The organism is Pedobacter sp. SYSU D00535, assembly GCF_017355855.1.
Taxonomy (GTDB): domain Bacteria; phylum Bacteroidota; class Bacteroidia; order Sphingobacteriales; family Sphingobacteriaceae; genus Desertivirga.
The window spans coordinates 1-24,705 of the sequence record NZ_JAFEWD010000019.1; the positions used below are offsets into that span (position 1 = coordinate 1).

Below are 24,705 nucleotides of genomic sequence, written 5' to 3' on the forward strand. Positions count from 1 at the left end.
CAGATGGCTCTGTGATAGTAGCTGAAGTAGTAGCTGTAATACCATTCTTGTCGCTCACAGTCACCGTGTACATGCCTGCAGCAAGTCCTGTCAGGTCTTCTGTGGTAGCACCGTTACTCCAGGCATACGTATAAGGACTGGTTCCTCCTGTTACGGTAATATCGATTGCTCCCGTGGAAGCTCCTTTTACGGTTACATCCGTTTGAGAGGTAACATTAGCCGCAAGCAGTGCAGAAGGTTCTGTGATAGTTGCTGAAGTAGTAGCTGTAATACCATTCTTGTCGCTCACAGTCACCGTGTACGTCCCTGCTGCAAGACCAGTCAGATCTTCTGTAGTAGCACCATTGCTCCAGGCATAAGTATAAGGAGCAGTTCCTCCTGCTACCGTTATATCGATCGCTCCCGTGGAAGCTCCCTTTACGCTTACATCCGTTTGGGAAGTAACACTTACTGCCAGTAATGCTGAAGGTTCAGTAATGGTAGCTGAAGTAGTAGCAGTAATATTGTTTTTATCAGTTACGGTGACCATATACGTGCCTGCTGCAAGACCAGTCAGGTCTTCTGTAGTAGCACCATTGCTCCAGGCATACGTATAAGGACTAGTTCCTCCTGTTACGGTAATATCGATCGCTCCCGTGGAAGCTCCTTTTACAAACACATCGGTTTGGGAAGTAACACTTACTGCCAGTAATGCTGAAGGTTCAGTAATGGTAGCTGAAGTAGTAGCAGTAATATTGTTTTTATCAGTTACGGTGACAGTGTACGTGCCTGCAGCAAGACCAGTCAGATCTTCTGTGGTAGCACCGTTACTCCAGGCATACGTATAAGGACTGGTTCCTCCTGTTACCGTAATATCTATTGCTCCGGTGGAAGCGCCTTTTACAAACACATCGGTCTTGGAAGTAACACTTACTGCCAGTAATGCTGAAGGTTCAGTAATGGTAGCTGAAGTGGTAGCTGTAATATTGTTTTTATCAGTTACAGTAACCGTATATGTTCCTGCAGCAAGACCAGTCAGATCTTCTGTGGTAGCTCCGTTACTCCAGGCATACGTATAAGGAGCAGTTCCTCCAGTTACGGTAATATCTATTGCTCCGGTGGAAGCACCTTTTACAAACACATCCGTTTGGGAAGTAACACTTACTGCCAGTAACCCGGAAGGCTCTGCAATGGTCGCTGAAGTGGTAGCTGTAATACCATTCTTGTCGCTCACAGTCAGTGTGTACGTTCCTGCTGCAAGACCAGTAGGATCTTCTGTAGTAGCTCCGTTACTCCAGGCATAGGTATAAGGAACAGTTCCTCCTGTTACCGTAATATCGATTGCTCCTGTAGAAGCACCTTTTACAAACACATCCGTTTGGGAAGTAACACTTACTGCCAGTAATGCAGAAGGTTCTGTGATAGTTGCTGAAGTAGTAGCTGTAATACCATTCTTGTCGCTCACAGTTACCGTATACGTGCCTGCTGCAAGACCAGTCAGGTCTTCTGTGGTAGCCCCGTTACTCCAGGCATACGTATAAGGAGCAGTCCCTCCTGTTACGGTAATATCGATCGCTCCCGTGGAAGCTCCTTTTACGCTTACATCCGTTTGGGAAGTAACACTTACTGCCAGTAATGCAGATGGCTCTGTGATAGTAGCTGAAGTGGTAGCAGTAATATTGTTTTTATCAGTTACGGTGACCGTATACGTGCCTGCTGCAAGACCAGTCAGGTCTTCTATAGTAGCTTCATTGCTCCAGGCATACGTATAAGGACTGGTTCCTCCAGTTACCGTAATATCGATCGCTCCCGTGGAAGCGCCTTTTACAAACACATCGGTCTTGGAAGTAACACTTACTGCCAGTAATGCTGATGGCTCTGTGATAGTAGCTGAAGTGGTAGCAGTAATACCATTCTTGTCGCTCACAGTTACCGTATACGTGCCTGCTGCAAGACCAGTCAGGTCTTCTGTAGTAGCACCGTTACTCCAGGCATACGTATAAGGACTAGTTCCTCCAGTTACCGTAATATCGATCGCTCCGGTTGATGCGCCTTTTACGGTTACATCCGTTTGAGAGGTAACATTAGCCGCAAGCAGTGCAGAAGGTTCTGTGATAGTTGCTGAAGTAGTAGCTGTAATACCATTCTTGTCGCTCACAGTTACCGTATACGTGCCTGCAGCAAGACCAGTCAGATCTTCTGTGGTAGCACCCTTACTCCAGGCATACGTATAAGGAGCAGTTCCCCCTGATACCGTAATATCGATCGCTCCGGTGGAGGCTCCTCTTACAAACACATCGGTCTTGGAAGTAACACTTACTGCCAGTAATGCTGAAGGTTCAGTAATGGTAGCTGAAGTGGTAGCAGTAATATTGTTTTTATCAGTTACAGTGACCGTATACGTCCCTGCAGCAAGTCCTGCCAGGTCTTCTGTAGTAGCTCCGTTGCTCCAGCTGTAAGTATAAGGAGCGGTACCGCCGCTTACGGTAATATCGATTGCTCCGGTGGATGCGCCTTTTACGGCTACATCTGTTTGGGAGGTAACACTTACTGCCAGTAATGCTGAAGGTTCAGTAATGGTAGCACTTGTTGTTGCAGTAATGCCATTATCATCGGTAACTGTAACCGTATATGTTCCTGCAGCAAGTCCTGTCAGGTCTTCTGTGGTAGCTCCGTTGCTCCAGCTGTAGATATAAGGAGCGGTTCCGCCGCTTACCGTAATATCGATGGCTCCGGTTGATGCGCCTTTTACGGCTACATCTGTTTTGGAGGTAACGGTTGCAGATAGTTCAGCGTTCACGGTAATGACGATTTCCGCTGTCGTGCTTCCCGATCCGTTGCTGGCCGTTACTGTATAGGTGGTTTGAACGGATGCAGCAGTAGGTGTCCCGGAGATTTGTCCGCTGGTGGTATTGAAGGTTAACCCTGCAGGTAAAGCAGGACTAATGCTGTAGGAAGTGACGCTTCCGGTTACGGTCGGATCAAGTGCTGTAATTGCTGCCCCTACTGTATAGACGTTCGGAGAAGTATAACTTAGGCCAGAGGGGCTCGTCGCTGCTCCAAGCGTAACAGTGCCCGAAGCGACCGATGATAAGCCTGAAGAGGCGAAGCTAAGGGTATAAGCACCTCCTCCTGTGATTGCAAGATTATTGAAACTTACCACGCCGTTTACCGCGGTTCTGGTGAGGGTACCACCAATCGTTCCGGTTCCGGATCCTAAACTAACTGTCACCTGCGTACTATTATCCGTGTTGACATGATTCCCATAGGCGTCATACAAATAAATCACCGGCTGCTGCGCAAAGGGAGTTCCGCTAGTGGCGGTAGCTGAAGGCTGCTGAAAAACCGTCATACTGGAGGCTGCTCCCGGATTTATTACAAAGGAGTTAGACGTTCCGGTAATTGTAGGATCGGTGGTGCTTACCGTTGTCAGCGTATAGGTTCCTGCTTTTGTAAGAGTCACACTGTGACCAGACAGAACGCCTGCTGAAAAGGCTGCTGTAGGACCAGCTCCCGAAGACATATTACTGGCGGAGGCAACCGTGTTTTTTCCGGTATAATTTGTGTAAGTAGCGTTGGCGTTATCCCTCGCTGAAATCTTAATTGCAAAGGGTGTTCCGGCAACCTGAGTTCCTATATTGCCACCGGCACCTGCTTCGATTAAAAAGTTATCGACACCGGCTACTGTAACTTCGTTAGAGAACGCACTCTCAATAGTACTCACGGTATTGGTAGCTTTTACTTTAGCCCCCTTGTAAATTTCGCCCGTTCCAGTGGCAATGGTCCAACTGGATAAATTGGAGGTAGTACTTATAGGACTTCCATCTACGTATAGTTTTACCAGGGTATTTCCGGCGGTTCCCACAACTGAGCTTGCTCCGGCAAGAATCGGAGAAGTAACCACCGGGGCGGCTGGAGCACTTGCCTGTACAGTTACCGGCGCAGAGGCCGGACTTAACGATTTCCCTACTGCATCCGCCCTGGCTGTTAGAACATCGCCTGAGGCTAAAGTAAGGCCGCTCACGGCCCAGTTACCAAAGGCATTCAGGGTGGCTGTTCCAATTAACGTGGTAGTACCACTAACCGTCTTGTATAAATAGATTGTAGTTCCGGGTATTTCTGTCGATGTTCCCGTCACAGTTTTACCTGAACCGGCGATATAGGTATTGCTGATAATGGGCGCGGTACTCGCCGCACTTGTACCTGACACGATCAGCACATTCGATTCGTTTGAAAGCACGTCGGTGGTTCCGTTACCTTGTGCTCTTGCGGTTAGTTTATCTCCTTCAAGCAATCCGGACACTGAAAAGGTCGTAGTGGCTGCATTATTGAAGGTGGAAACACTCCTTCCTATCTCGATGCCGTTTTTATACAGGATCAGTGTCGATGCTGTATAATTACTTTGTACGGTTATGGTGTTTGCTCCTGTACTAGCCAGCACGGAAGCTGTTGTTATGGTTGGAGCAGGAGTTAAAGAAGATCCGGAGTTTGCTTCACTTGCCGCAGAATAACCACTTGCACAACCATTGTAAGTAGCGGTAGCAAACAAACGGGCTCCATTGAAATCACTCTGACTCAGACCTGTGGGGAATGAAAACGAGCCGGCTCCGGAAGTAGTTGCCGATACATAAACAGGAGTTGTTGAACTTATTTCAGTGAACGTGTTCGAGCCGGGAGTTTGGCGGTATAATTTGATCTGGACAGTATTGGCAGCAATGGCAGATCCGTCAGGCATGGTCCATGTACCTGGCATACTTTGCGAACCGTTCACCTTTGCTCCCATTACCGGTATCGGTGTATAACAGGTCTGGGGAGCAGTTACTTCGACCGAATTGGAAACAGCAGATTGCGTTCGCGAAGCTGCAGTAGCTTTTGCAGTAATCAGGTTACCTGCCGTTAGACCAGAGACGCCACCAAGCGTCCAGGCATGTCCGGAAACGGTTGTGGTACCGATCGATAAGCCGTTCTTATAAACGGTAATAATCGTACCATCCGCTTCTACACTCGTCCCTGCAACGGAAGTGCTGCTGGTTGTCAAACTACTGGTAATTGTTGGCGCCGTAGTTACTAAAGGACCAAAAGAACCACCCGTAGTCAGGGTAGAAAGGTCGGTCGGCGGAAAACTATTGATAACCGCATTGTAAATGGCGAAAGGATTACCGCCATAGGTCTGGTCGTTAATCCCGTTAATATCAGATGCTGTTCCACTGATGCCACTTTGCGCACTGGTGATGGTAGTAGCTGCAAAGCGCACATTCCCGGAAATACCGAGCGCAGCGTAGGGAACATAAAAGTCATAGAAATAATCCGCATCACCACCATTAGTACTTGCTGCAATTGAGCGCTGATGGTGCTCCTCCAGGTCATACGTTAATGAAGTAGAAGTTCCTGCGGATACGTTGTGGGTGTATATTTTAACTCCAAAACCAGTCTCTAAAACAATTTCCTTCTCAAAGCCGGGATTAGAGTTGGTTATATTGCCAAATTGATTATCCGTGTCGATTAATAAAGAATAGCCTTTCCTGGCGGTCGAAGCTTTACTGATTCTGAAACGAACAATAAAATAGTCGGTACCACTAATGGTCTTTTTTAGTACAAATACAGAATTACCTCCGTTCAAACTGACGATCTCGGTATGCCCATTGGAAGCGCCGGTACTTAAATCGGCCGACGGTTCGGAAATCATCAACGGCACGTTAATCATCTGATGCTCGCTGACTACACCATAATCAGTAGCTCCAAAACCTGCGTTGGTGGCAGAAACGTAACCATCGCCGTTGGGATCAAGGACGGATCTTCCAGCGGCAGTCGAAGAAGGTTTGTAAATTAAACCAGGAGTTTGCGCCCAGGCCAGATTCATCAGAAGCATTAAAGAACATGTTGCCAGTCCTAGGTTTTTCAGTTTTGTGGAGGCCAAAACCTCCCATGCCTTTTTCAAAAAAGCGTTTTTTGTCATTTCAGTAAATCTTGTTCTGGCTTAGACCCTTCTCTGAACCCTACCATCAAGGGAAGCAAATAAAAATGTGTAGCAGCACCAGTAATTGCGGTTCTTACGAGTTTCGTACCTTTTCGGTTACACTACCTTCGTTCACCAAAGGTTATAATACTTCTGATACCAATAGTAAATGACTATTGCACAGGTGAGTGCTCGCAAAAAAAGCTCCGGAAAAAGTTGCAACAAACACAACTTAACGACAGCATCTTCCGTAAACTACCGATATGCTACCTGTAGAAATAAATGGTTACTCCATATTCCTTTTTCTCTGCAGCATTTTAACTACACTTTTACCGGTTTACCTATTTGCAAAGGTTAGGTCGCTTGGAAAGTACCTTGGTTATTTAATGCTTGCTGCTGCGCTCTGGGCTTTTGCTTATGCCTTGGAATTGATGCAGACCAACCTGGCACGGATGATCACTATCGTTAAGATAGAATATATTGGTATCGCTTTCCTTCCCGCATTCTGGATGCTTTTCGTGTTAAAGTTCCTCGGTAAAGAAACGTACTTAAGGATCCGATACATCTCGCTTCTTTTCCTTGTTCCGCTCGTCACCGTCATTATGGTATGGTCGAATGAATGGCACCGCCTGCATTATACCATTGTATACCTGGAGGAACATGGCAATTTCAACCTGTTCAAATTCCAGGAGGGCCCCTGGTACATTGTCTTCACGATCTACTACTATCTGGTGCTTTTATTGAGCGTAGTCCTGCTTTTAAAGAGTAAGGTTGACAGTGACGTACTCCTAAGAAAACAAAAACGTTTTTTGGTAGCAGGTGCCCTCGTTCCCTGGTTTTTTAATATGCTGTATCTGTTGGGAATCCGCCCTAGTAACGGAATCGACCTGACTCCATTTGCCTTTATGATCAGCTCCTTTTGCTTCACCTTTGCACTGTTAAAGTATCAGCTATTTAATATCCTGCCAATTGCCAGGGAGCAGATCGTTGAAGCGCTTCAGGAAGGCGTGCTGGTAATTGACAATGAAGAGCGGATCATTGATTTTAATCCTAAAATGGCAAGTATTCTCGCTCTTGATGCAAGCCAGTTGGCTGGACAATCCGTGTATCAATTGCTTCCTGATCTCGAATGTATTGAGCGTATTTCCTCCGAGACAGAGATCACCGTTGGAAAGAGTATTGTGGGCAGAACCTATGCCTTAACGATCAGTGACCTTTATGATAAAAAAGGTCGCATTAGGGGTAAAATATTATTATTTAAAGACGTTACCGAACGAAAAGAATCGGAGATCGCGCTGTTGAAGGCGAAGGAAGCCGCCGAGCTGGCAACACTCGCCAAAGATCAGTTTCTCTCCACCATGAGCCACGAAATAAGAACGCCGATGAACAGCATCCTCGGCTTCACCCACCTCCTGTTGCAGAATAATCCCCGGGAGGATCAGAAGGAATTCCTCGGAATTCAGCGTTTTTCTGCAGAGAACTTGCTGGTACTGATCAACGATATTCTCGATTTCTCGAAAATACAATCAGGAAAGCTTCACATTGAAGAAACACCGGTAGATTTTACAAGTCTGCTTCAGAATATCTACGCCACACTTAAAAATGCGGCAGCAGAAAAGGGAATTGATCTGGTGCTTACCTTACCGGCCGAGGGCCTCCCAACCGTCTTGGGCGATCCCGTCCGACTTAGCCAGATCTTTGTGAACCTGGCAGGCAATGCTATCAAATTTACGGAAAAAGGCCGGGTAGAAATTTCAGCGGAAGCCCTGAAGATAGAACACGAGCGTACGACCGTCCTGTTCCGCATCAGCGACACCGGAATTGGAATCGACCCGGATAAAATTGATCAGATCTTTGAAAGTTTTACGCAGGCAAGCGCCGATACGACCCGTAGGTTTGGTGGCTCCGGACTAGGCTTGACGATAACCAAACAGTTACTGCGCTTGATGAAAAGTGATGTTAGCGTAAGTAGTATGCCGGGCAAAGGCTCCGTATTTTCCTTCCAGCTGGAATTGAAGAACGCGGCAGATCAGCAGCAGCAAAAAATTGTAGCTGCAAAGCCCGATGAAAACCTCCTGGTGGGTAAGAACGTCCTTATCGTGGACGACAACGCGATGAACGTGTTGCTTGCAAAACAATTCTTGAAGAAGTGGAACATCCGCTTTGGAATTGCGAAAAATGGTCTGGAGGCTTTGAACGAAGTACAGTCGAATGACTATGACCTGGTGTTGATGGACCTCCAGATGCCGGAGATGGATGGTTATACGGCGACCAGAGAAATACGCCGCCTGCCAGATGGCAAGTTCCGGGAGCTTCCGATCATCGCACTTTCAGCCTCCGCCCTGGCGGAGGTGCAGGAAAAGGTATTCGAAGCCGGAATGACCGACTTCCTCACAAAACCATTTACACCCGACACCCTGTTCGATAAGTTGAGGTCGAATCTTTAGGGATAAACTTGGAAAGGGGGGATAAAAATAGCATCTGCTTCAAATCAATGAGCACTCCCTGGTCGTTGCATGAAAGAAATCTATGAAGCTTAATACTGCTTTACGCATAATCGAAAGTGCATAAAAATAGAAATTTATAGACTCTCATATTAAGCTCCTCTCTCCCTGAAGTCTTAAGAACCGAAGGCTATGCACGTTTTAAATTCAATAAGGCTTCAGAGGCTTTTAATTACCATGCCCAGAACAGCCGCGATCAGGATAAGCTGAGGCTCCTGCAGTCGTTTTACATACAACAAGGCCAAAACGGTAGCAATGGCAATTAAACCCGTTGGAATATCTATAATAGAACGTGTTCCGATGATAATCACCGAGCCTACCAGCGCTCCAACGACCGAAGCCGTAATTCCGTCAACAAAAGCCTTGATACTCTTATTTGCCGCTATCTTTCGAAAGGATGGCGCTAATATCACGGTAAATAAAAAGCAAGGTAAAAATGTGGCCAAGGCGGCGACCGAAGCTCCGGGAAAGCCGGCCACCAGGTACCCTATAAATCCCACCGTGATCACTACAGGTCCCGGCGTGATCATAGCTACAGCCACTGAATCTACAAACTCCAGTTCCGTGAGCCAGCCGTATTCCTGTACCACCCCGGCATGTAAAAAAGGAACGATAGCGAGCCCGCTGCCGAAAACAAAAGCACCTGCTTTCGCGAAAAAGACTGCGATCTTAAACAGATCGTCGCTACTGAACTCCCAAAATCCGATCGCTGCCAAAGAAACAGCGGGCAATACAGCAGGCTTTCGAAGCCAAGTGGGCGGTGCCTTCACGAGCATGTAAATCAGACCGGTAGCAACAAACAGCAGGACCTCCTCCCGTTGGGTAATCACCGTCAGGACTGCCCCAAGCAGGTAAAAAAGCCACAGCAACCAATTTTGTCGAAGAGCGCTGAGCTGAAACTTGCTGATCGACTTCACCGTGAGTTTATAAGCACTCATGCTGATAATCCCAATCACCGCCGCGCCAACACCATAAAACACCGCCTGCATTGCGGGAATTCCGCTATAGATCTTGTAAATAACACCCAGTAAAACCACCATAATAAAGGAGGGCAAAACAAACGCGAGCCCTGCAAGGGTAGCTCCCAGAAGGCGATAATGCACAAAGCCAATATAGATTCCCAACTGAGCAGCCAGCGGTCCCGGCGCCAGCTGTGCGAGCGCTATGCCCTCTTTAAATTCTTCCTCGGTGAGCCACTTGCGAGTATCCACCAAATCTCTCTGCATGTATCCTACCAGCGCTACTGGTCCCCCAAATCCCCAGGTTCCCAACTTTAGAAAATATAGCACCAGCTCTTTCAGCGTATATGACGTAACTGTTCTCATCTCCAGTATTTAAAATCCAACCGCCACTTGAACAGCAATCCCAAGGGAAGTAGCTTTGTCGTTTCCAAACCGTACAGGGAAAGGAACTGAAACAAAGTAATTGCTGTGCGCATTCTTTTTAACCACCTTGCTAACTATCGGCGTCAAACCGAAACGTCCCGAAGTTTCAAATGCGGCCCTTCCGATAAAGCTGAACCCCTTGCCCAAGGGAGTAACTACGCCGGGATGGAATAAGAAATTACTCATTTTGCTCACATTGTTTTCGGTCCGGATATACGGAACGGCTTCGAAAGAAAAAGCGAGTTTAGGAGATTTCCAGATGTTTATAGCTGTAGGTACCCCCACCACGTAAACTCCATCAAAATTGGTATGTGAACCATCTCCATCGAAAGTGACGATGGGATGAACCAGTCCCATATGCCCTGCGACACGCGGGAAAGTTGGGGTAGTTTGGGGGAAAGCAGCAGCAGCAAAAAGTAAAAGACCAGCTGTGGTGAAAAGCGTAAGAAGTTCTTTCATAATGGACAATGATAGCTTCTTGCTTTTACGCAGGATAGAACGTTTTTAACCTTTAGAATCCTTTTTACTTTTGAGCATGATTTTTTTGTAAAAAGACGGACTTTGCCCCGTATATTTTTTGAAGATACGGGTAAAATGGCTTTGGTCGGAGAAGCCCGTTAAATAGGCAATTTCTGAAAGGGAATGCTGTGAAGATTCCAGTAAGTGGATCGCCTTTTCAATACGAAGCTTGCGAATATAGTCACCGAAGGACAGGTTATCAAAATGCTTGGAAAACTCGCGGGAAAGGTAAGCCGGATGGACATTCAGTTCTTCCGAAATATCTTTCAGGCTCAGTGTTAAATTCGTGTCGATCTGGTCCTGAATGATCTCCTTCAGCTCAAGTGCCCAGGAGGGAACTTTCTTCTCCTCCCCTTTTTTCTGTTTAAGATACTTGTTAAACACCTCCAGTAGCAGATGCTCTACAGGACTCTGAGTATGCTTTACTTTCTGCAGGTGTTTCGCCCAGCTGTACAAAGCATCGTAGATCAGCATACCTTTTTCCAGCAACTCACCATCATCGGGAGTGTTAAATGCCAAACCTGCAGAAATCGCCCATAGTCCTGCCGCCTGAGGGGCAAGGTGATGTACATCCGTATCGGCCCCTCTTATGATAGGAGCCAGCACCTGAAGAGCAGGATCTTTTAATTCGTACTTCCGCAGAAAATAGTCGAAGGTGCATTCGTCTTTATAATGACTGAATTCAACATCCGGAATATCAAAGGGGGTGGCCGCCAGTTCTTCTGCCTTTTGAATAACCTGTTCAAAAGGAACATAAATGATTTCCGCATCAGGATCAATAAAACGCTTGATCAGCCAGGGGCAGGCAATCCGATCAATCTTCGGGCGCTCTCTTGTAATCCACTTCATGAGTTTCTCTCCTCTGCAAACATATAAATGCTTGCTTAAAAATAGTGGTTACAGGAAAAAAATAAGCTTGCAAGCGCAAATTCACCCATTCAACTTTTTACAACAATTCGCCTCCCACTGTAGTTCTATTAAAATGGATATGAATGCAAGCGCCGAGACATTTACTATTTGGGCCGACCTGGAAGGCTGGTCCAGGAATAACTTTCTGGTAGAACCCAAAGAGGTAAATGAAGAACAGATCTTCAAAATTCTGACAGAAAATGAAGTGGTTGGTGTCATTCATAAAACATTCGAAGATACCTGGGAATCCCTGGAAGGAAACCTGACGTTGCAGGACTCCGAAACGCTGGGCGAAGAAATAGAGAACTACTACAACAAGGAAATTTAATACTGATAAAATCCCCGCTTATTAATCTTGCTCCTGCTACCATCCAGTGCGATTTCGCAGTTCAAAAAGAAAAAGTTATGTTCGAAAACATCGGCGACAGGAGAAAAACTCCCGAAGCAGAGATATTATGTCAAAAAATCGCGTTATAAATAAAGGTCAAACACACCCTACATGTCAAAAATAACATTCAGAAATAATGATCCTATCTTTTACAGATCATTGAAGGAAAAGGTGAACACCTACTTCAGTCAAACTAAGGTTTCGCAGAAGGGCGGGTTTCAGCTACTACTAAAAAGTTCAATCCTTACGGTTTCTGCCATTTCCATTTACATCACGCTTGTATTTTTCACTCCGGGCGTGCTTGTTTCCCTGCTGCTATGTGCCTTATTCGGCTTCAACCTTGCATTCATCGGATTCAATATTATGCACGAAGGGGGCCACGGCAGTTTTTCAAAATACAAGTGGTTGAACGATATCTCCGCCTACTCGTTAAATGCTTTGGGCGGCACCATCTTCTTCTGGAAACAGCGACACAACATAGAACATCACACCTATACCAATATTGACGGACTGGACCACGACATTGACATCCGGTTCATGAGAATGCATCCGGAGCAGCCCCGGGCGAGCTATCATCGCTTTCAGCACATGTATTGGGTGTTGCTATATGGTCTATCGTATATCGTGTGGGTCCTTTATCAGGATTTTGAGAAATATTTCAGGATCAACAACGACCCCACGCAAAAGAAACTGAGTCAGAAAGAGCATCTGATATTTTGGGGGACGAAGTTCTTATATGTTGGCATCTACCTGGTCATCCCGATTTTGATGGTGGGCTGGTTGAGCGCCATTCTCGGCTTCCTCGTTGCAGCTTTAGTATGCGGTTTTACCTTAAGCATGGTTTTTCAGCTGGCGCACGTCGTCGAAGGAACTCATTTCCCCGAACCGGATGCAACATCCAACAAAATAGAAAAAGAATGGGCGATACATCAAATCACTACCACTGCAAATTTTGCTACTAAAAGCAAATTGGCATCCTGGTTTTTGGGCGGCCTCAACTTTCAGGTGGAGCATCATTTATTTCCTGGAATAAGTCATATTCATTATCCCCACATCAACAAGATAGTGAAAGAAACCTGCAAGGAGTTTAACATTACTTACCTGGAACATAAAAGCATGGCGACAGCATTTATGTCTCACCTGGTCCATCTTCGAAAATTAGGCCTTTCCTGATTTCCACTGAAGGTACTCAGGCAGCTTTCATCGCCAGATATACTTTTCTGTTATTAGTTGCCAGCGGGTTGGGAGATGCCACCGGAGGATAGAGAACGTAGCGTTCCCGTATACGCTCCTCAAAACTCATAGCATCTACCACCCGCACTTGAAATCCCTGCGATGAAAGCAGGTCAGGAAAATCTCTTCCGTAAATGCGCAGGTGATCTTCCTGCCCAAACATCTTCTTTCGTAGCTGCGGATCGCTGATACTCAAATCTTCCAGCGTGAATTCCAAATCATCCCGCTGAGGAACAGTAAGCACCGCAAAGCCGCCGGGCTTCAACACCCGGAACATTTCCTGAATAGCGGCTAGTTGCTGGGGTACATGCTCCAATACATCGCAGGCCACAATACAATCAAAGCGCTCGCCTTCCAAAATTGTCATTTTGGAAATATCGATATTGTAGTCGATATGAGGGTAGGCATAGCCCTCCGCCAGCAAATCGGCAGTTTTATATTCCGAAGCTACTGCTCTTATCCGCTTGCCCAGCCACTCGTTTGGTGCGAAATGTAAGACCTGCTTATTTTGAAACAGGTGGCGGTGTTCTTGCAGAAGTGTTGAAGTGGCCCATACTAGCCGGTGCCGTACACCTGAACCGCAGGAGGGGCAGCTGACATAGCGATGCCAGCAATCGCTAAATAGCCGGTTGGCCCTATAATGACAGATATTACAGTCTACCTTATGTCCGGTGATTCGAAAATATGCTTGTGAATGTTTTACGTATGCTTGCTTCCCTGCCTTTAGTATTGATTTTAAAATCGTCTTCATCCTTACCATCTATAAAAGCACAAAAAGCTATTCGTTTTGTTTTTTGCGTCCGCTAAAACACTTGTAAAATGCTCAAAATGTGGCAGTAAGAATTGTGATGGGAGAATTCGCCAGCTTGATAAGTTGGCATTAAAAGCGATTCTTTATTGAATTTTATCTCAACCGATAGCCTTTTCCTTTAAATTTTGACAAACAAGCCCTTCTCCCAACTGTTCAGTTGTTCTACATAAATACCTATGTCTGTACACACACACCATAACTCTATTGCCAATTTACGGGTATTGGCAATAGCTGCGATTGTTCTAAATCATGCCCAGATCGGGATAGCTGAGCATACCGAGTATTCCGCCGGCTACATCATCTATAGTCAGTTTTCCAAATTCGGCTCCATCTTGTTCATGGTGATCTCCGGCTTTCTATTTCAGAAGTCAGTGTTGAAATACAAGCCAACGGATCTGATTTCGAAGAAGGTAACAACTGTCTTAATTCCTTCTTTGTTCTTTATGCTGCCATGGCTCATTCTGAATATTGCCATTTTGCCTTTTGTAGGTGAAAAAACCACGGAAGTAACGGAAGAGTACGTATATGCACAGGTTTATAATATCTTCTTCCGATCGATTTACTGGTTTCCTATCAACCTCTTCCTGATATTCATTGTCAATTCTTTTATCAGGGATACCAAAGTGCTTAAAAACCTGTTTATTCCCGCTGTGCTGGTAACCCTGTTTTATTCACTCAATATCTATCAGCATTGGGTGCCTCGCCGTCATAACAGTGCACTTCTGGGCTACTTCAGCTTCTTTTTTGCCGGTCGCCTGTTACAGGTCCATTACGGGATGATAAAGTCGCTCATTGAGACCTATACCAGAAGCTTTCTTCACAAAACAGGCTTTGCGGTCCTTCTGCTGCTATTTTTTGGGATGGCTGCTTTTGAAACATACACGATTCAGGCTACTTCAACCACCGATCCATTCAATATACTAAGGGCTAGCAACATCATCTACAGCGGACTTTTTTTAGTGGTATTGTTCCAAATCCGAAAAGCTTTGAGTTTTGCCAGCTATTTCAAGGATAAATCGGTGTTTCTGATCTACCTTATTCACCCCTATTTCCTGTTTATAGGCACGCAATTGCTGGCCCCGTTTGGCCCCTTTGATTCCTTGCATACCATTAGTTTTGTGCCTGCCGAGGTAATATATGGGGCGATCATTCTCGTATTATCCCTCCAGTTTTCGAAAGTACTCCTGCGAATGCCGGTAATCGCTTTCATCATCAATGGCAACTACAGCTTAAAAATGAGGAGCGTGAAAAGCAGCCTGAGTACAGAAACGCTGAGCCAGAAGCTTCCCCGTGTCTGACATCAACAGGGCATTGAATTACTTCTTCAGCTGTTTTTTCAGCCAGTCCAACGATTCCTGGTTGGTTTCATCAAACCGCCAGTGAGCAGAGATCGGCGTGATGGCAAGCGTTTTTGGTGCTTTGATCGCATTCACCGCTGCATAAACTGAAGTGGGCGGGCAGGTATTGTCGTTGTACCCCCAGGAGTAAAACCCAGGTACGCGAATGTGTCTGGCAAAATTCACTACATCGTAGTAGCTGATCGTCCTTAGTTTCTCAGGTGTGTTATTAATGGCTTGCTGGCGGGGCGACAAGAGATGAGGCCATCCTCCTGCCCTTCCATGAAGATAACCGGTCATATCGGACAAAGCAGGATAAAAGGCTGCCAAAGCTGTTACCCGTGGCTGCAAGGCTGCAGTAACGATAGCAAGTGCTCCCCCCTGACTTCCGCCAGTCACTACCACATTCTTTCCGTCCCACTCCGGCAAACTGCACAAATAGTCGATACTACGCACACAAGCCAGGTAGACGGATTTGTAATAGTAATTGTCGCGATCGTCTAATTTATACTGGGGATAATCGCCGAAAGCATTGCTGATATTTTTATAGGTTTCGCTGTCCAGTAGTGGCGATATACCGTGTATTTCAATACTCAAACTGATGTACCCCTGTTCGGCAAAGGCAGTATAGGGTAGCGCAGGCTTCACGCCCGCCCCCGGAGGCGTAAAAAGCACAGGATACTTGCCGGCTGCCTTGGGCTTGCATAAGTAGCCGTAAAGTCGCTTACCTCTGCTTGCATTTTGAAGATTGAGCAAATAAACATCTACCGTGGGGGTGGAATACTGTGGCAAATGAGTTGAAATAGGATCCATGGGAAGCTTTGCCGCTTCCCCTTTTGCTGCCTCCCAGAACTGTAGAAAATCCGAGGGCAGTGGAACGGTTGGTGCTATCTTCTCGGGAGAAAAACCGAGCTTCACCATCTCGCTGTAGCTTCGGCCCTTATATTCTGTCCTCACCGTTAGCTGCCGAAAACCGGGTTCCCTACTGCTGCCTGCATCAATTTTACCTACTCCGTCTTTCAGTACCAGGCTTCCCTTTTTATCCACCGGCATTAATTCGGGCCCAACTTCAAAGCTGATGTTGGCATTCTCCATCGGAACGCCGTTCTGTAAAACGGTCACTTGAACAGATGCCGGCTTATTTACATCGTAGGTCCAATCCTTTGAATCAGGAGTTAATACAAATTCGATGTATTTGCGGGGAGCGGGAGAATTTTGAGCTTTAACTGTTTGAAGGAAAGCGATGAAAAAGAAGAACAATACGTAACTATATCCAAGATTCATTTCTGTGACTGTTTGTGTAAGCGATTTTAAAGGGACCGGATCAATTGCTAATCATCAGGGCAACAACGGGTTCTATCAGTTTTCGGGAGGCAACAGGATCGAGGTGCAGACCATCTGCCGTCATCGTGTTGATGTTCAGGCCTGGAGTTTTATAGCCATTCACAAAGAGACAATCATTCCTTTTGGCCACCTTTTTAAAGGTTTTACTCATCCTCCTGACGCGTTCATCCCCTCCTGCATACTTTTCAGTCGCTTCCGCTTTATCGCCATAAGGCGGTGGAGATATAATAATGATCTTTGCCTGACGGATGGCTGGGTAGGGACAAGTCTTGATCTTGCGGACCAGGGCTTCCAAATTGTGCGGCACCTCTTTTTGCCGGTCTGCGAACACAGCCTTGGCATCGTTCGTACCCAACTCTATCACCACAAAGTCAAACAACCGATCTTTGCTAAAGTCGGCCGCCTGCTTCAGATGCTGATCGATCATCAAAAGCGAGTGCAGGGTACTGTCGCCGAGATTAAGGAATCCAATCGTCCGGCCCGACTTGCTGATGTTAAATATCGTAGCCTTTGGAAGCGCAAGTTGGAGCTGTTGCGGCCAGCTGTGTGGGTAGCTCCCGTTGCTGTCACCCAGTGTGAGGATATGGAGCCCTTTGTCGGATATGACCTGTGCCGAGCTGGCCAGTGGTAGCAGGTGTAGAAAAAGAAACAGAAATGCGGGCCCCAGAAAACCCGCCCAGGTTTTTAGCTTAAACATGTAAATACTGACGAAAAGATCAAGACGAATGAACACGAAGTTAAGGAGTTTTGAGGAATGGGTGGGCACTTTCCTCACTCATTTCTTTGATTTCGCCTCCACTGTGTGTTGAAATCCAATTCCTATCGCCGTTGATTCTCCCGCTGCATAACCACCTCACATTTACTTCCTTTTCTGTCGCTCAATCTGAGATGTGTAGAGAACCTTCCCCCTTTGATCGATTACCTGAACGACGATGTGCGGTTCCGTAACAGAAAAAATCATGAAACCATAACGGGAAGCTGCGAATCGTGCTTCTGCGAGTTTATGAACGCCGGTCACTTCAGAAGCTGCTCCCGAGACAAAATGATGGGTCGTTCCCGCGGGTTTTAAATGCTGGAGGCTGTGTTCGTGGCCAGCCAGGTATAGGTCTACCTGATGTCTTTCAAGTATGGAATTGAGGGAGTTCCTTACGGCTTTCGTGTCATACCCGTCCGTTCGGCTGCCTGCCGTGTACAAAGGGTGATGTCCTACCACGATCTTATACAGGATATTTGGAGAAGGATCTGACAATACACCTTCGAGCCATTTCTTCTGCGCAGTGCTATCCTGGCTCCTTACATTCGGACCGTACTCCCGGTTTTTATAGAACTGTGGGATCAGCGGGTTGGTATCAATAAAAGCGATAAGCACTTGTTTGCTGGAATCTCCGTTGATGTAAAACTTTTTAGAATAATACCGTGCAGGCATCTTCCATCTGCGACTGATCTTTGAATAAGCCACCTGGGCGTCAGGGTTACTTTTGTAATCATGGTTCCCTAAAATCGGATACCAATCCCATTGCAAAGAAAATGCAGTATAAATATCTTCAAAGGAAGTCTTCCATAATGGATCGTACTCACTCACCACACCGCTTGGATAAAAGTTATCTCCCGTTGAAATGATGAAATCGGCTTTCAGCTCCGCAGCGGTTTTGCCCATTTGCACGGCGACCTGCCGTTGGTGATCTTCTCCATTTCTACCCCAATCGCCCATCAGAATAAAATTCAAACTCTGCGGCTCTTTTTTAACCTGGGCAAGGCCTCCAAAAGAAAACAGGAGAAAAAGCAGGAATACAGGAAATGTTCTGTGTTTCATGTGTTGTTCAATGTTTTGCGCTACTGTCCAACCCTTAGCGCTACTATTAGTTTAGCTTCAATCAGAAAAAGGAATAGAAAGGTCAGCCGCGCTTATCGTTTTCGTTCAATGCTACCGCTCTTTCCTGTTCCACTTTAAGACACCCTGTCCATTTTTGAACAGTTCGAATTCGACACAAATAATTAATTGACTAACTAACAGTGCTTTACCCATGGCACTTTGATTGAAACTATAGAGTAAAATCAAAACATCATGGATCGCGTACTATCACCTCAGCAATTAAACAAACAGAAAGCTAAAACGTACCTAATCGGAGCGCTGGCAGTGGCAGGTATGGCACTGGGCTTTATCAAGTTTAAAAGTTTTGTAAAGCCTTCAGTAGATGCAGGAGCCCTCACGATAGCCGTAGCCGAAGTAGGATCGCTGGAAGCCAGCGTGGCAGCCTCGGGAACAATTATTCCTGAATATGAGGTTTTAATAACCAGTCCGGTAGATGCCAAAATTGAAAAAGTGTTACACACTGCCGGGGAGCGGGTAAATGCGGGAGAATCGCTATTGCAGCTGAACAAAGAATCCTCTCTCATCGCCTACGAGAAGCTTACTGAAGAACAGCAGGTAAACCGCAACAAGATCAATCAGCTGGAGCTCAGCCTGCAAAAGAGTCTGAACGAATTAAAGACCCAGTATTCCATTAAGGAAATCAGAATAAAAAGCCTGGAAACGGCAGTCGCTCATGAACAGTCGCTGCTAAGTATCGGGGGTGGCACCGAAGAGAATCTCAAACAGGCCCGCTTGAACCTTAAGATTGCTCAACTGGAGCTCAAGCAGCTTCAAAACCAGATCGTCAACCAAAAGGCCATGATGCAGGCGGATTTGAGAAGTCTGGGCTATGAGATCAACATCCGCGATAAAGACATTAATGAAATCAGCGATAAGCTACGCAAGGCTGCCATCACCTCTCCCCGCAACGGTGTGATCACCTGGATCAATGACAAGATTGGCTCAGAATTGCGGGAAGGTGATGAGTTGGTGAGGATAGCGGATCTCAGCAGCTACAAGGTAGAAGCCGGCATCTCTGATAACTATGCCGACGAAGTTAAGGTGGGCAACGTGGCCATTGTTCGCATCAACAATGCAGATCTGAGAGGAAAAATCACCCACGTGCAGCCTACTATTGAAAACGGCATTGTGGAATTTGCCATCAGCCTCGACCAAAAGAACGCCCCTCAACTACGTCCTAACTTAAAAGCCGATGTTTTTGTCGTCACTTCTTTCAAAACCAAAACTACCCGTGTACAGAACGGCGCCGCATTCAACGGATCGGAAGAACAAACGGTCTTTGTGATGAGAGGAAAAACGGCGGTAGCCCGCAAGGTAAAAATAGGCGAAAGCAACTCGGAGTACGTGGAGATCCGCTCGGGCATTAAACCGGGGGAAAAGGTAATTACCTCCGACATGCAGGAATATATGCATCTGAACAACCTGGAAGTAAAGTAAAATCGACCATCAACAACAGCAATCATGAAACGCTCCCTTCTCCTCGCCGCTCTTGCTATTCCTTTTTTTTGCCTCGGTCAAAGCAAAACAGACACGCTGCAGTTGAGCCTTACAGAGGTCGTCGATATTGCAAAAAAGCAGTCGACCGCTGCCGTACAGGCTAGCACTATTCGCGAAAATCAGTACTGGCAATACAAAACATTCAGGGCCAATTACCGTCCTCAACTTGGCCTCGATGGCTCCTTGCCGCAGTTCAGCAAAACCAATATTCCGGTGACCCAGCCAGAAGGTACTGTAGAGTTTAAACCGGTGACAAACGACAATTCGCAGCTTAATCTCGGCGTTACACAAAACATTGGTCTTACCGGCGGCCAACTTTTTGTTGGCTCCAATATGTTGCGCTTCCGCGATTTCGACCGCCATCAGACCCGCTACAACGGGAACCCGCTGGTAATCGGGTTTAATCAACCTTTGTTTGCTTTCAATCCATTTACATGGGATAAAAAGATTGAACCGCTGCGCTATGAGGAATCGCACCGGAAGTATGCGCAGGACGTGGAGGCTATCGGAAGAGAAGCTACCGAGCTGTTCTTCAATCTGCTTATCGCGCAGATTAATGCAGACATCGCAACAAAAAATCTTTCTAACCACGCAACTCTTTACAAGATCGGTGAAGCGAAGTCGCAGCTGGGCAGGTTATCTAAAGACGAGCTGCTCCGGTTGAAACTGGGACTCCTGAATGCTAAGAAATTTGTAGCGCAGGCAGATGTTAATGTAGAGACAAGCGTGCTGCAGCTGAAATCCTTCATCGGCTTGTCCTCATCTGAGGCCATCAAACTGGAACTACCCGATAAGCTTGTCCGCTTCGAACTCTCTGAATCGCTTGCTCTCCGGGAGGCCCGCGAAAATCGGCAGCAGTCTATTGAATTCAAAAGAGTACTGTTAGAAGCCGATAAAGACATCGCGAAAGCAAAAGGAGAAAATGGGTTGAAGGCGAATCTTTTTGGTTCCTTCGGTCTGACCAATGCAGCCGGCGACGCTGCCGGAATTTATCGCGGAGCAAAAGATCAGCAGGTAGTTCGGCTCGGCTTCCAGCTGCCTATCATGGATTGGGGAAGGGGCGCTTCGAGGGTAAAAACAGCGCAGGCCAACAAAAAGCTGGTGGAAGCCACTATCCAGCAAGCACAGGTAAATTTTGATCAGGAAATCCTTAGCCAGGTAAAACAACTGAAGGTGATCAGGGAGCAAATGCAAACCAACATAGAAGCAGACCAGACGGCTGCCGAGCGCTTCGAAATCGCCCGCAAGCGCTACCTGCTCGGCGACCTGAGCATCACCGACCTGAACATCGCCCTGCAGGAAAAAGATCAGGCAAGGCGCGACTATATCCTATCGCTGAAAAGCTTCTGGACGGCCTACTATAACCTTCGGGCACTAACGCTATACGACTTCGAAGCCGGAAAAAAGATCGCTAACTAATTAACAAATCAAATCAATATGAAAACGCTATTCATCCTACTTCTTGCTGCAGTAAGTCAGCTGAGCTACGCACAATGCGACAAAAATTTTCTTTTGAATTTTAATGAAATCACTGAAATTAGAGGCACAAGCAGCTCGCCTATGAAATCTGAAGGCACCATCAGCTTCAGCAAAAACGTGATCATCATCAAAGCCCTGATAAACGGTAGCGAGAAACTGATCACGAGCCAGGTGAGATCCGTCGAATGCGACTGGTCCTCTTTTTTGAAAGAGGGCAAAAGCACTTATCAGCTGTATTCGGGCAAAGGAAACGATGTTCCCAAAGACGCAGCCACGCTGGTCTTGGAAGGAACCGATGGCAAACTAAAGGTGAGTTTCAGGCCTCCCAGCGCCGAACTTCAGTTTCAGATCACCCAAACTATTATCAACCCCTAAGCACTCATCCAATGATACAGCTAATCAACATCGAAAAGATCTATCGTACAAAAACGATTGAAACGATTGCGCTCAACAAGGTAAACCTTCAGATAAATAAAGGGGAGTTTGTGGCCATTATGGGCCCTTCGGGATGTGGAAAAAGCACCCTGCTCAATATCATCGGTCTGCTTGATTCTCCAACCGCGGGAAGCATAAGTATTGACGGACAGGAAGTGAGCTCCTTCAGCAACAGGAAGCTGGCGGCCTTCAGAAACTTCAAGCTGGGGTTTATCTTCCAAAGTTTTCACCTCATCAATGATCTTTCTGTACTTGATAACGTGGAACTACCTCTGCTTTACCGGAGCGGAGTTTCGGGAGCGGAAAGAAAGAAAAAAGCTTTGGAAGCCCTTGAGAAAGTAGGCCTCAGTACCCGGACCAAACATTATCCCAGCCAGCTATCAGGGGGGCAACGCCAACGGGTGGCCATTGCCCGGGCCATTGTTGGAAGTCCGGAAGTGATCCTGGCCGATGAGCCTACCGGGAACCTGGACAGCGTGATGGGCGAAGAGGTGATGAACATTATGCTCGAGCTGAACAAAACCGATGGAACGACCATCATTATGGTAACCCACGATGATAACATGGCCAATAAAACGGAGCGCATTATCCGCTTCTTCGATGGTCAGCAGGTTAATTAATCTCTAAACAAGCTAGTCATGTTAAAGAACTATATCAAGCTGGCCCTCAAGGTGATGCTTCGGAAGAAATACTATACTATCCTTTCGCTGGCGGGCATCGGCTTCACCATCATGATCATCACCGTTTTCGCTACCTTCATTGACCAGGTGATAGGAGAAAACTCGGCAGAACCAGAGCGCAACCGTACGCTGATCCTCGACAAAGTTTCAGTTTACAATCAGGGAAAAAAAGAGGATGGTTTCCCCAGCATTCATTTCCTGAAAAAATATGTATCCGACCTGGAAAGTACTGAGGTAATCTCCTTCATCACCAACAAAAGCTACATTTCCTTCTCCAAAGGAAAGCCTACGGGCCACTACCTCGTGTATACCGATGAACATTTCTGGGAAATCACCGACTTCGAGTTTCTGGAGGGCCGTTCTTTCAACCGAAAGGAAGTGGAAAATGGCGACCGGGTGCTCATCATAAACAAGCGAACCAGGGAACACTTTTTCGGAGACCAGGCCGCGACAGGGAAAGAACTGCGGGTGTACGGTGAGAAGTTTAAGGTGATCGGAGTTGTTACTTCCGGCGCTGCTTTCAGCCGGGTCAACGCGGATATGATCCTCCCCTACTCCATGGATAAAAACCTGCAGGGGCTAGAGGGGCCTATCCAGGGGAGTTATAGCGCGATGCTCCTTGCCCGGTCGGACAACCCGAAGCAAGTGCGTTCAGAACTGCGTGCAAAAATGCGCCTTCTAACAAATAAGATCTCCGGGGCAGATTCGCTGAAAGCATATGCATTCACTCCGCTGGAGCAATTTGCCAAATCAAGCTCCTTTACCGATCAGGAGCCGGAATACGGCAAAACGGCTATTTCCTTTTTCATCATCCTGTTGTTATTTATGCTGATCCCTGCTATCAGTCTTATCAATTTGAACCTCAGCCGTATCGGTGAGCGGGCCGAGGAGATCGGCGTACGGAAGTCGTTTGGCGCCACTTCCGCCACGCTGGTAGGGCAGCTGGTAGTGGAGAACGTGATCCTGACGCTCGTTGGTGGAATCATTGGATTGGCACTGGCTGCCTACGCAACAGGCCTTTTAGTGCACATCATTAACACGTTCGACCCGCTGTTCAAAATGCCGGCCGATAGCTTTATAATCAATTGGCGGGTGTTGGCGCTCAGTATCTTCAGCTGCTTGGTCTTCGGTTTATTAAGCGGCGTTTATCCTGCCTGGAAAATGTCAAAACTGAACCCGGTATACGCCTTGAAAGGAGGACAAAATCATGATTAAGCACCTTTTCAAAATGATAGCCAACCGTAAGAAAAAGAATTTCTTCTTGTTGCTGCAACTTTTCATATCGTTCCTGGCCCTGTTCTTCTTTGTGGGGATGAACCTCAAAAAGTTCAGCTACTACTTTAAACCACTGAACTACGATCATGAAGACATTTGGGTGGTAGATGTAGACATGGCAAGCGTCCCTGAAGAAAGGCGTTTGGAGCTGAGCAAGCTGATCCAGCAAAAGCTGCAAGACATTAAGGAGGTGGAAGCTGTCAGCCGAACAAACACAGTCCCTTTTCATCATTGGGGCGAAGAAGAGAAGATCGAATACAACAAACAGGTTTCTAAAGTACGGGCGTTCGGAGTAGATGAGCGGTATAAGGAGGTGCTTGGGCTTAAACTGATCAAAGGAAGATGGTTCGAGGCCGGCGATTTTACGCTGCATACCCAGCCCATTGTGGTTACCAGGGATATGGCCGAACGGGAGTTTAAGGACCAGGACCCGCTGGGCAAAAAGCTGCTGCTGAACGGTAAACCGGCTGTGGTAGTTGGTGTTTCTGATACTTTCCGCGAGAACGTATCTGCCATCGCAGAACCTGGCTTTTTCTTTCCTTTACAGGGATACGCCAGCCAATTTATCCTTAAATCTCCAAGGGTCGGCGATATCCAGTTGATGGACGAGCAGGTACGGAAGGCGGTGATGCCGATCTCCACGGATGCGCTACCGATCAGGCAGAACATCTCTCTCAGTCTGCTGAAAAAGTATGCCCACAAGCTGGACTACTTGCAGCTGACGATAGCCTTTGTTGTATTGGGCTTCCTTGTGCTCAACGTCTTCCTGGGCGTATCGGGCATGTTTAGCTACAATATTTCCCAGCGACGGGCGGAAGTCGGATTAAGGGTCGCCATGGGAGCAAAACCATCGGATATTTTGAAGCAGTTTCTAGGCGAAACGGTAATCCTGACCACGCTTGGAATTGCACCCGGAATACTTGTTGCCCTGCATCTGATCATTATCCAGTATTTTGCACCCTATATGGACACCTACTACGGGGTGCTGGGAATAATAATCTCGGCAGTGTTCCTATATTTATTAATGCTAAGCTGCGCTGTTTATCCGAGCCTTAAAGCCTCCAGGATCCAGCCGGCCACGGCGCTGCATGAAGACTAACC

Annotated in this window: 18 protein-coding genes; 10 read left to right on the forward strand and 8 right to left on the reverse strand. The window is 46.8% G+C overall.

Annotated features, from left to right (window positions below; genetic code table 11):
* A partial coding sequence (locus J4N23_RS20635; RefSeq protein WP_207429749.1) for a SprB repeat-containing protein occupies positions 1–5,935 on the reverse strand: 5,935 nt, incomplete at its 3' end.
* Positions 5,936–6,198: 263 nt separating this feature from the next.
* Between J4N23_RS20635 and J4N23_RS20640 the strand changes: the two genes are divergently transcribed.
* Positions 6,199–8,382, forward strand: a complete 2,184-nt coding sequence (locus tag J4N23_RS20640) for a histidine kinase N-terminal 7TM domain-containing protein (RefSeq protein ID WP_207429750.1) — start codon at positions 6,199–6,201, stop codon at positions 8,380–8,382.
* Between the two features lie 215 nt (positions 8,383–8,597).
* On the opposite strand, the gene J4N23_RS20645 is transcribed toward J4N23_RS20640, so the two are convergent.
* Genes J4N23_RS20645 through J4N23_RS20655 form a run of 3 tightly spaced genes read right to left on the reverse strand, consistent with a single transcriptional unit; the run spans position 8,598 to position 11,192 of the window.
* Complete coding sequence (locus tag J4N23_RS20645) at positions 8,598–9,764, reverse strand: chromate transporter (RefSeq protein ID WP_207429751.1); 1,167 nt, start codon at positions 9,762–9,764, stop codon at positions 8,598–8,600.
* 9 nt (positions 9,765–9,773) lie between these two features.
* Positions 9,774–10,283: a hypothetical protein gene (locus J4N23_RS20650; protein ID WP_207429752.1), complete on the reverse strand. Its 510-nt coding sequence runs from the start codon at positions 10,281–10,283 to the stop codon at positions 9,774–9,776.
* A 45-nt stretch (positions 10,284–10,328) separates the two neighbouring features.
* Positions 10,329–11,192 carry a chromate resistance protein ChrB domain-containing protein gene (locus J4N23_RS20655; RefSeq protein ID WP_207429753.1) on the reverse strand — a complete coding sequence of 288 codons (864 nt, stop codon included), beginning with the start codon at positions 11,190–11,192 and terminating at the stop codon, positions 10,329–10,331.
* 139 nt (positions 11,193–11,331) lie between these two features.
* On the opposite strand from J4N23_RS20655, the gene J4N23_RS20660 reads away from it, so the two are divergent.
* Both J4N23_RS20660 and J4N23_RS20665 read left to right on the forward strand, forming a co-directional pair.
* Complete coding sequence (locus J4N23_RS20660; protein ID WP_207429754.1) at positions 11,332–11,580, forward strand: hypothetical protein; 249 nt, start codon at positions 11,332–11,334, stop codon at positions 11,578–11,580.
* Positions 11,581–11,751: 171 nt separating this feature from the next.
* Positions 11,752–12,813, forward strand: coding sequence for an acyl-CoA desaturase (locus J4N23_RS20665; protein ID WP_207429755.1), 1,062 nt, complete (start codon positions 11,752–11,754; stop codon positions 12,811–12,813).
* Positions 12,814–12,829: 16 nt separating this feature from the next.
* Here J4N23_RS20665 and J4N23_RS20670 read toward each other — a convergent pair whose 3' ends face one another.
* Positions 12,830–13,624, reverse strand: coding sequence for a methyltransferase domain-containing protein (locus J4N23_RS20670; protein WP_207429756.1), 795 nt, complete (start codon positions 13,622–13,624; stop codon positions 12,830–12,832).
* A 236-nt stretch (positions 13,625–13,860) separates the two neighbouring features.
* Here J4N23_RS20670 and J4N23_RS20675 point away from each other — a divergent pair, with 236 nt between their 5' ends.
* Entirely contained in the window at positions 13,861–14,982 is a 1,122-nt protein-coding gene (locus J4N23_RS20675) for an acyltransferase family protein (protein ID WP_207429757.1), read from the forward strand.
* Positions 14,983–15,000: 18 nt separating this feature from the next.
* Here J4N23_RS20675 and J4N23_RS20680 read toward each other — a convergent pair whose 3' ends face one another.
* The 3 genes from J4N23_RS20680 to J4N23_RS20690 all read right to left on the reverse strand — a co-directional run bounded on the left by J4N23_RS20680 (position 15,001) and on the right by J4N23_RS20690 (position 18,178).
* A complete protein-coding gene (locus J4N23_RS20680) occupies positions 15,001–16,305 on the reverse strand; it encodes an acetylxylan esterase (RefSeq protein WP_207429758.1) in 1,305 nt (434 codons plus the stop codon).
* A gap of 40 nt (positions 16,306–16,345) precedes the next feature.
* Positions 16,346–17,062, reverse strand: a complete 717-nt coding sequence (locus tag J4N23_RS20685) for a GDSL-type esterase/lipase family protein (protein WP_207429759.1) — start codon at positions 17,060–17,062, stop codon at positions 16,346–16,348.
* A gap of 162 nt (positions 17,063–17,224) precedes the next feature.
* Positions 17,225–18,178 (reverse strand): tartrate-resistant acid phosphatase type 5 family protein, encoded by a 954-nt coding sequence (locus J4N23_RS20690; protein WP_207429760.1) that lies wholly within the window; start codon positions 18,176–18,178, stop codon positions 17,225–17,227.
* A gap of 252 nt (positions 18,179–18,430) precedes the next feature.
* On the opposite strand from J4N23_RS20690, the gene J4N23_RS20695 reads away from it, so the two are divergent.
* The 6 genes from J4N23_RS20695 to J4N23_RS20720 are packed head-to-tail and all read left to right on the forward strand — an operon-like array spanning position 18,431 to position 24,703.
* Positions 18,431–19,675: an efflux RND transporter periplasmic adaptor subunit gene (locus J4N23_RS20695; protein ID WP_207429761.1), complete on the forward strand. Its 1,245-nt coding sequence runs from the start codon at positions 18,431–18,433 to the stop codon at positions 19,673–19,675.
* Positions 19,676–19,699: 24 nt separating this feature from the next.
* Positions 19,700–21,154: a TolC family protein gene (locus tag J4N23_RS20700; protein WP_207429762.1), complete on the forward strand. Its 1,455-nt coding sequence runs from the start codon at positions 19,700–19,702 to the stop codon at positions 21,152–21,154.
* An 18-nt stretch (positions 21,155–21,172) separates the two neighbouring features.
* Positions 21,173–21,589 carry a hypothetical protein gene (locus J4N23_RS20705; protein WP_207429763.1) on the forward strand — a complete coding sequence of 139 codons (417 nt, stop codon included), beginning with the start codon at positions 21,173–21,175 and terminating at the stop codon, positions 21,587–21,589.
* 11 nt (positions 21,590–21,600) lie between these two features.
* Entirely contained in the window at positions 21,601–22,269 is a 669-nt protein-coding gene (locus tag J4N23_RS20710; protein WP_207429764.1) for an ABC transporter ATP-binding protein, read from the forward strand.
* An 18-nt stretch (positions 22,270–22,287) separates the two neighbouring features.
* Complete coding sequence (locus J4N23_RS20715) at positions 22,288–23,544, forward strand: ABC transporter permease (protein ID WP_207429765.1); 1,257 nt, start codon at positions 22,288–22,290, stop codon at positions 23,542–23,544.
* Entirely contained in the window at positions 23,537–24,703 is a 1,167-nt protein-coding gene (locus tag J4N23_RS20720; protein ID WP_207429766.1) for an ABC transporter permease, read from the forward strand. Before J4N23_RS20715 ends, J4N23_RS20720 begins: the two co-directional genes overlap by 8 nt.
* The last annotated feature ends 2 nt before the right edge of the window (positions 24,704–24,705 follow it).